Consider the following 8,721-nt stretch of genomic DNA (forward strand, 5'->3'; position numbering starts at 1 on the left):
GGCGGTGGCGTCTTTCGGCGGGGCGCCCGCGGCGCCGTTGAAGTGATAGACCAGCGCGTAATCGGCATCGAACGCCTCGGCCGGCTTGCTGCCGTCCGGCGCGTTCTTGTTGCCGTAGTACATCCAGATCGATTCGGCCGAACCGGCCGGCATCTTCGGCACGTCCACCCAGATCAGCGCCACGCCGAGCACCGCGTCGTACTGCTCGATCTGGTAATTCAGCGGCGTCTTGTCGTCGGCCGCCACGAAGCGGATGTCCGCGCCGTTGTCGGCCAGGCCGTCGAACTGGAAGTTGCCCGAATGCAGGCGAATCAGCAGCGGCACGCGGCCGGCCGATTCGTTGAGGTTCGCCCCCTTCGCGCTTGCGTCGATCGTGATCGCCTTACGGAACGACCAGTCGTTCTGCCACCACGCATTCGCGATTCCCGGCAGCGCGCCCAGCAGCGCCGCCAACATGAACACCATCACTCGCTTCACGATCCACTCCCCGTTTGCGCCTTCGGCCGCGTCGGCCCGGCACGATTCAAAAATCCGTCAGAAACCCAGTCGAACGTAGAAATCGAACCGGGGGCTGTATTGCCGTGTATAGACGCCCGCCTTCAGCGGCCAGCCGGCCTCGAAATCCGCGCTCGCGTACTTCAGCACCTGCATGCGCATGCCCAGGCCCACGCTGAGCAGGTTGAAGCTCGAGGTCTGCTCCGGCAGCGGGCTGTTCAGCCACAGGTGCGCCGCGTCGACGAAGGCATGGAAGCGCAGCTCGTTGATGCTGCCGCCCAGGTGCGAGGCCAGCGACGGGCTGCGCAGTTCGAGCGAGCCGATCACCCCGCTGTCGCCGGTGTCCTCGGCCTGCATGTAGCCGCGCACGCTGTTCATGCCGCCCGCCGCGAACTGCTCGCTCGACACCAGCGGCGAATTCGCCACCTGCGCGCTGACGTGCGCATTGGCTTGCACGTCGTGCTGGAGGTGCTGCGTGTGGTTGAGGTCGAACTTGCCGTAGATGAAATCCGGCGTGGCGTTGAAGCGCTTGTTGTCCCACTCGTTCGCACCGCTGCCGAGGCCGCGGATGTTGGTCACGAGCGCCGCCGAGAACGAGGTCTGCGACTGCTTGAGGTTCAGTTGGCCGGTGTACGAAACCGTCACCGGCACATAGGTGAGCGGCGCCGACGAGGCCGATTGGCCCAGCACGTTGACGTCCTCGTCGTAGTGCTTGTGATCGATTTCGACGCTGAGGTTGTGCGCGTAGGTATCGCTGCCCGGCAGCGCGTAGATCGCGGTGATGCCGTACGTCGTGCCCTTGCCGAGCACGTTGGTGCTGGCCACCGAGGCCACGTTGCTGTCCGAGTGGACCACCGTGGCAAGGAAGCTCCAGCGCGTGTCCCTGATCGGCGCGAGATACGAAAACGCGTACACGCGCGCGTCTTCCGGGTGCTGCGGCGCGAGTACATAGGTACCCGAAATGACGTGCCCGAGCTGCCAGAGGTTCGAATAACTGAGCGTGCCGGTGGTCCGCAGCAGCGAGGTGCCCGGGCTGTTGTCGTTGTTCAGCTCGATCGAGCCGTGCAGCGGGCTGTGATCGTCCACCTTCAAGTCGACATCCACCGTCTGCGGCATCACGCCGGGCTTGAGCACCGGAATCACCTGGCGATCGGCCGAACCGTTCAGCGCCGTGAGCTGTGTTTGCGCCGCGTTGAAGTCGGGCACGTGGCCCTCGGCCAGCGCCGGCACCGCGTCGCGAATGGTTTGCGGCGAGTTGTACCGGGCGCCGTCCACGCGCAGCCGGCCCACCTTGGCCTCCACCACCTGCAGGACGATCACGCCGTTCCTGACCTGCTGCTGCGGCAGCTCGACCACCACCGATTGATACCCGCGGTCCTGATACACCTTCTGCAGCGCATCGCGCGCGGCGTTCACATCGTCGAGCGTGCGGCCCGGCCCTTCGTAGGGATAGACCGCTTTCTCGATCTCGATCGACGGCAGGGTGGTGTTGCCGCGCACGATGAATTCGTTGACGTCGAACCGGTGCGGCGCGGCCGGCGCCGGCTTGGCGGCTTCCTGCGCGCGCACGCCCGATGCGAGGCCGATGCCGCCGATCAGGGCGACGCCGGCCAGGCGGCGTCGACGCGAACGTCGCTTCGTATCGTGAGCTTGTTGGTCTACTCTCGGCGGCATGCGCCCTTCCCCTTTTTGTGTCGATTCGCGCTGCGCGCCGCTACGCGTCCGCGCTATTCCCCGTCTGTTTCATGAGCATGACAATTTATTCGTCATCCTCACTAACAGGATCGAACCGCGTTCTTGCATCCATTCACTTCCGGCTAGTCTCGCGGCCGGGTCGCGCCGTGGTTCGATGCGCCGAACGCTTCGAGCGCAAACCACAGCAGCGCATCGATGCAGACGTCGTATTCGAAGCGGCCCGTGTCCAGCATCAAGTCCGCCGCAACCGGTGGCTCGTAGGGCGCCGAGATGCCCGTGAACCCCTGCAATTCACCGCGCCGCGCCTTCGCATACAAGCCCTTCGGATCGCGCGCCTCGCAGACGCCGAGCGACGCGTTCACGTACACCTCGCGATAGCCCTCGCCGATCACGCGGCGCGCCGCATCGCGCATGGCCGCCAGCGGCGCGATCGCAGCCACCACGGCGATGCCCCCGGCTTCGCCGACCATCGCCGCCACTTCCGCGATGCGCCGGATGTTCTCGAACCGATCGCCATCGGCGAAGCCCAGATCGCGGCTCAGGCGATCGCGCATCCGGTCGCCATCGAGCACCATCACGAACCGCCCGAGGCACCGCAGATGCGTGGCCAGCCCTTCGGCCAGCGTGGTCTTGCCCGCCCCCGACAAACCCGTCAACCAGATCGCGCCTCCGCGCCGGCCCGTCACGGCCCAGCCGCTCGCGCGCGCCTCGCGTTGCGGCTCGCTTATCGTTAAAGACGAACCGTGCCTCGCCAACCCGCAGAATTTCGTATCCGTCATCGATTCATCGCCCGCGTTGCGCGGCTTCGCCGTCCTCGCGCGGACGCGTCTGCCAGAAGCCGCCGTGCATCGTGACGACCGACGGCGTCTCGAGCCACTGTTGCGGACCGAGAATCTCGGCGCGCCGCACGTTCGGCAGCACATGCACGTCGAACACCTCCTCGACGCCATTGAAGAATTGCAGGATGCCGAGCACCTCGCCCGTGCGCGCATCGAGCGCGGCCACGCCGGCCACCAGTTCGCTCGACGCGGCTTCGATCGGCAGGCCCTGCGGCCCACGCCGCTCGCGCAGCCTCGACAGGCCGACGAACAGCACGCCGCCGTATTCGGCCAACCCGTGCGTGAAGCCCGGCAGCGTTGCCAGCACGCGCCGCGCCCCCGTTTGCGGATCGATCTGCAACACCGCGCCGCGCCCGCCTTCGAGCACATGCAGGCGGCCGCCGATCACGCGCGGCGAATGCGGCATCGACAGGCCGGAGGCAATCACGCGACCCGACGGCACCTCCATGACGATGCCGCCGTCGGCCATGCGCTCGCGCCAGCCGAACGGCGCGTCGCTGTGCGCCAGCGCCGTCACATAGCGGACCTTGCCATCGTGGAACGCCATGCCGTTGAGGTGGCACCGATCGTCGGGTGCCAGCGCGGTGACAAAGGGCGGCTGCCAGATCGGCGTGAAATTGAAGTAGCCGTCGATCACGCAGAGGCACGAATAACGCGTGTTCACGGCAAGCACGACCTGCTTGTCGAAGGCCATGTCGTGCAGATCGAGATCGCCGGTGCAATACGACATGCGCGGCACGAACATCGCGTCGAAGTGATCGGGGCGCAGCGGATAGAGCGGCGCGAGCGTCGACACGTTGGCGTAGATCATCAGCTCGCTGGCGGTCGCCACCGCGAGCCGGTTGCCGTCCACCGCCAGCCCCATCGAGCGCGGCAGAAGACACGCCGACAGCGTGGGCCTGCCGCCGTCGGCGCCGAGCAGCGCCACGCCGGACGGCCGACGGCTGATCGCCAACGTGCAACCCAGCGTTTCGAGCAATTCGACGAAGCGCCCGGTGTCGCGCAGGTTGATGTACGGCGCGGCCGCGTCGGGCACCCCGCCCGGCTCCGCTCCGTCATGCCGCGCGGCCGACGAATCCGCCCTTCCCGTATCGATCTGATCCACGTGCCCCCATCCCGTCAGCGCGCTGCATTCACGCACAGGTATCGATTCTTGCGGCGCCGCACCCGGCCGGCACGGCCCGCGATCATGCCGCTCACAGCTATCTAGACGGAACGACCCACGGATTGCCGCAGATTTTTTTGTGATCCATTCCGGCGCAGGTGAAACGAATCCCGATCCGCCATCGAAACGCGAGGCGAGCGCGATCCGCACCACGTCCGCAATCGTGTTGCCAGTGTTCAGAACAGAAAGAGGAAATCGGGCCGGCCGCCCATTTGCGTTAGCGGCGCGCCGGCGTGACAGGCACGGTGCACCCGGTGGCGAAACGCGTCGCCTTGCGACATCCGTTGCGCCCATTGCCGCGATACGGCAAGCCTCGTCGACGAGGCCGAGCCTCCCCGGCGCACCCTCTCACGTGCGCCAAAGCCTGACCCACGGCGCGCGTGCTGCGAGCCGTGCGCGTATCGTCGGACCACAACCGGTAATTTTTTGTGACACGACAGAGTGAATTGCCGGGTTCGGTAGGGAATGCCGATACGAATCGTGAGGAATGCGACACGTGCCGCCCGGATTTGAAACAGTCTGCGGGTATCGGTGCGCCGATACGTCTTGATTGTTAACGAAGGCCGCCCTACGTCGATATGTCGAAACGACGCTATGACGATGCGCGGTGCAACCCAATCATGGCTACGGGAAATCTCGACGGTGTCAGCATGTGGATCGCCACCTTAGTCCGGCGTTGGCTCGCCGGCAAACCGGCCGCCGAGCCCGGCACCGCCACCGGCGCCCTGCCGCGCCGCTCGCGCTCGGCCGTGCCGCCGGCGCCCGCGCTGCGCTGGCGGGCGCCCTGGCTGCCGTGGCAATTGGCGTCGTGGCTGCTGACCACCCTGCTGGCGCCGCCGTTCTGGTGCGTCGGCACGCTGCTGCTGATCAACCCGGCCAGCGATCAGCCGTTTTTCTGGGCGGCCGCCATGGCGATCGTGCCGGTAGCCAACGGCGTGGCGATGATTGCGGCCAACCAGCGCCATCATCGCGCGCCGTTTGCGGTGCATCGCGCGGCAGCCGCCTACCTGTTCTCGATCGGCGGCCTGGTGGCCGGCACGCTGTTCGCCATGCTGCTGTGGGCCTCGCATTCCACCTCGAACCTGGTCGACCTGCTGAGCGCCGCGCCGGACGGCGTGCGCACCGCGGGCGAGATGTCGTGGGTCGCCGCGCTGATCGGCGGCTTCGGCCTGGCCTCGGCCTTGCCTGCGTGCATCGTGCACGCCCTCCTCGCGTTCGACGAGTGACGGTGAAAACATCCGCCATCCGGCTCGCTTCCCATCTCGCACGCCGTGCGCGCGCGCGATATCGAACGCACCGCCGCCTCCCGGCCCGGCAGCGCGGCATTGCGATCGTGACCGTGCTGCTGGTGGTGGCGCTGGCGGCCACGCTCGCAGCGGGCATCGTATGGCGGCAGCAGGTGGCCACGCACGACGTCGAGAATCAGCGGCTCGGCACGCAGGCGATGTGGGCCGAACGCGCCGCCGTGGAGTGGGCGCGCGCCCAGTTGCGCGCGCAGAACGAAACCTCGAACGTGACCGTGCTCGGGCAGCCGTGGTCGGTGCCGGTCAACGACGTGCAGCTCGCCGATTTCCTGCCGCCCGAGGCGATCGCCGTCAACGCCGATCTCGCCCATGCCTGGATCTCGGGCAACGTCGAGGACGCGCAATCGCGCTTCAACCTGATGAGCCTGGTGGCGCGGCCCGCTCCGAATCAACCGTGGCAGGTGAACGGCCCCGCCGTGCTCGGCCTGCGCCGCCTGCTCGGCGCGCTGTCGCTCGATCCGGCGCTCGCGCAGATCACCGCCGATCACATTCTTGCGTCGTTGAGCACCACGGCCGGCCCTGGAGGCTGGCCGCTGCAACTCGTCGGCGTGGACGACCTCGCGCGAATTCCGGGCTATGGCGCAGAAACGGTCGCCACCCTCGCCCCCTATATCACGGTGCTGCCCGACCTCACCTCGATCAACGTCAACACGGCGCCGGAGCCGGTGCTGATCGCCGCGATCCCGGCCCTGTCGCAAAGCCAGGCGCGCCGCCTGATCGAACATCGCAGCACGGCCTATTTCCTCAACACCGGGGAACTCGCGCTGTTCCTGCAGCCCGCCGGCGGCAGCGCGACGCTGCCCGACGGCGCGTTGGCCACGGTCAACAGCGGCTATTTCCTGGTGCACTGCCGAATCCACTCGCCGCGGCTCGATCTGCGGCTCGACACGCTGGTTGCCCGCTACGGCATCGGCAATTTTTCGTGGACCGAAGTGATCTGGGTGCATCACGTGAGCGCGGCCTGACGCGTGCGCGGCCGGGCGAAAGCGCGCGCAGCGCCGTGCCTGGTTCAGTTCAGTTCAACGGCACTTCGCCGAATCCCGCTGCGTGGGTGCGCGGCACCGGGCCGCCGCCATCGAGCGAGAGCCGGCTCATGCTGGTCTCGCGCACTTCGCCGAGCAGGCGGTTCCAATCCTCGATCGATACCAGCAGCGCGATCGGCCGGTTGTACTTGGTCACCATCACCAGCGCTTCCCCCGCGTGACGCAATGCTTTCGACGGATTGCTGCTGAAGTCGCGGGTGGCCATGGCGATGGTGCGCGGGCTGAACATGTTGGCGGTCAGCGCGTCGTTGTCATCGTGCAGCATGCGGTCGAGCGTGGCGGTGCGCAGCAGCGCTTGCGATTTCGCCGACAGCCGGTGCTCGCGGCGCTTGCGCCGGTCGCTGCGCGGGTCGACATGATGCGCGAGCAGCCGGAGCAGCGCGCCGAGCGAGCCGATCGAGAGATGGTCGTAGCGCCGCCACCATGCCGGCGGCAGCGCGATCATCATGCCGGTATAGGCCGCGCGCACGCCGGCGGCGAGATGGGACGGCAGGCGTTCGAGGTCGCGCGCATCGAGTTCGAGCTCGACCGCCATCGCCTGCGTCATCACGCTGAACACGTTGTAGGCGGTGGCGACGATGCCGCGCGCGAGCGGCACGGCGCGCGCCGGCACCTCGGCATACAGCGCCGCGTCGAACACCGCATCGACCGCCAGCGGCAGGCTGTCGCGCCAACGCATGCGCGCGAGCCGCACGAGGCGCAGCGCATCGAGTGGCGCGGCAGCCGCGTTGGTCAGCAAGCTCAGTGGTTCGGAATCCACATCATCGATGCGCCATTCGATGCGCCGGAAACGCGCCGCCGGGTCGCCCGGCATCGCCACCTCCTGCTCGAACACACGGCCGCCATCGAGCTCGCCGATCTCGCGCAACGCGTCACAGGGCTGCCAGGCCGGCGTGCAGCCATGCTCGCGGATCAGGAACACGCCGCTGCCGCGCGGCCAGCTCGCCATCATGCCGGCTGTACCGAAATGACCATCGACGATCCACAGCTCGCCCGGCTCCACCGATTCGATCAGCGAGACGGCGAACGCACGCTCGTACAGGCGGCCCCGCTCATAAGGCACCAGATCGATCAGCAGGCCGAACTCGGGATCGTACACCGGCAGCGCGATATCGGCGGCCGGGCCGCCGCCCGATTCGTCGGCCGGAAAGCCGTGGATGCAGCCATCGGCGCTCGGGGTACACGCGAGCCCGGGCTCCATCGCGCAGCCGTCGAGCACGCGCACCCGCAAGCCGCCCGCGGCGTCGGCCCACTCGGCCGCGCGCCGGGTGGCCAGCGGCATCAGCAGCGCCGTGCCGTCCTTGAGCAAGGTGCGGCCCCAGCCGGCACGCAGCCGGCTCACGCGATCGTGCAGCGCGAGCACGGCCGGCGCGAAATCGGCCGGCATCGCCGGATGGATCGATCCGGTGCCCAAGGCGGCTCGCCGCTGCCCGCCGATCGCCGTCAGCGCATGCGCCACGCAGGCCAGCAGCGCCTCGCGCACCGGCTCATGGTCACTCTCCCCGGCCGCATCGACGGCATCGAGCCATTGATCGTCGACCGCGCACTGCATCACGAGCCGCGCCATGATCGCCATCGGGCTGTGTTCGACAAAGCGTTCCAACACCATGCGCATCACGTGATCACCTCTGCGTTGTAGGATTGGCACGCTCGCGCGTCGCCGGTGCCGGCTGCCGGTTCGTGCGGACGCCGCGCCGCACGCCGGGCGTCGAACTTGACGCGCCGATATCGACGCGCCAGCATCAGGATTCCTGACGATGTCGCGCCGGCCGGGCCGGCATCGCACGAGGCCCTCGCATGTACATAGACCCTCGCGTGGCTCACGGCCGCGCTCGATTCGATCTGGGCGGTTCGCCACGGCTGGTGGCCGAGGAGCGGCGCTGGGAAATCAGCGACACGATCACGCGCGTGCTCGACGCCTATGCCGGCGAACGCGGCCGCCGCAATCTGATGCGGCTGATCGCCCGCCAGATCGCGCCGCGCCTCGTGCGGCTCGGCCTCGATCCGTACGTGGGCACGCTCGGCGCCCGAGAAGGCCTGTTCCTCGACTTCACGACGATGAGCGCCGAGCACGGCCTGCGCGAATTCGAATTGCATCTGACGGTGCCGGACCTGACGTTGCGCAGCTTCGCCACCACCACGATCCGTCCGCACGCGGTCGCGCGCTGCATGCAGCGCAA

The 8,721-nt window shown here is 68.0% G+C and carries 7 protein-coding genes and 1 pseudogene; 3 read left to right on the forward strand and 5 right to left on the reverse strand.

Annotated features, from left to right (window positions below):
• The 4 genes from ACYP33_RS21595 to ACYP33_RS21610 form a co-directional block, all read right to left on the reverse strand.
• On the reverse strand, window positions 1-465 hold a 465-nt coding region (locus ACYP33_RS21595), incomplete at its 3' end, for a DUF2341 domain-containing protein (protein ID WP_459623932.1).
• Window positions 466-534: 69 nt separating this feature from the next.
• A complete protein-coding gene (locus ACYP33_RS21600; RefSeq protein WP_459623854.1) occupies window positions 535-2,169 on the reverse strand; it encodes a ShlB/FhaC/HecB family hemolysin secretion/activation protein in 1,635 nt (544 codons plus the stop codon).
• 143 nt (window positions 2,170-2,312) lie between these two features.
• Entirely contained in the window at window positions 2,313-2,969 is a 657-nt protein-coding gene (gene cysC / locus ACYP33_RS21605) for an adenylyl-sulfate kinase (protein ID WP_459623855.1), read from the reverse strand.
• Between the two features lie 4 nt (window positions 2,970-2,973).
• Entirely contained in the window at window positions 2,974-4,134 is a 1,161-nt protein-coding gene (locus ACYP33_RS21610; protein ID WP_459623856.1) for a TIGR03032 family protein, read from the reverse strand.
• A gap of 680 nt (window positions 4,135-4,814) precedes the next feature.
• Here ACYP33_RS21610 and ACYP33_RS21615 point away from each other — a divergent pair.
• Window positions 4,815-5,420: a hypothetical protein gene (locus ACYP33_RS21615; RefSeq protein ID WP_459623857.1), complete on the forward strand. Its 606-nt coding sequence runs from the start codon at window positions 4,815-4,817 to the stop codon at window positions 5,418-5,420.
• A 98-nt stretch (window positions 5,421-5,518) separates the two neighbouring features.
• A complete protein-coding gene (gene gspK / locus ACYP33_RS21620; protein ID WP_459623933.1) occupies window positions 5,519-6,463 on the forward strand; it encodes a type II secretion system minor pseudopilin GspK in 945 nt (314 codons plus the stop codon).
• 49 nt (window positions 6,464-6,512) lie between these two features.
• Here gspK and ACYP33_RS21625 read toward each other — a convergent pair whose 3' ends face one another.
• Window positions 6,513-8,156 (reverse strand): type II toxin-antitoxin system Phd/YefM family antitoxin, encoded by a 1,644-nt coding sequence (locus tag ACYP33_RS21625; RefSeq protein ID WP_459623858.1) that lies wholly within the window; start codon window positions 8,154-8,156, stop codon window positions 6,513-6,515.
• Between the two features lie 182 nt (window positions 8,157-8,338).
• On the opposite strand from ACYP33_RS21625, the pseudogene ACYP33_RS21630 reads away from it, so the two are divergent.
• A pseudogene (locus ACYP33_RS21630) lies at window positions 8,339-8,721 on the forward strand (hypothetical protein); the annotation flags it as partial.

The sequence above is a fragment of the Burkholderia sp. 3C genome, assembly GCF_054589155.1.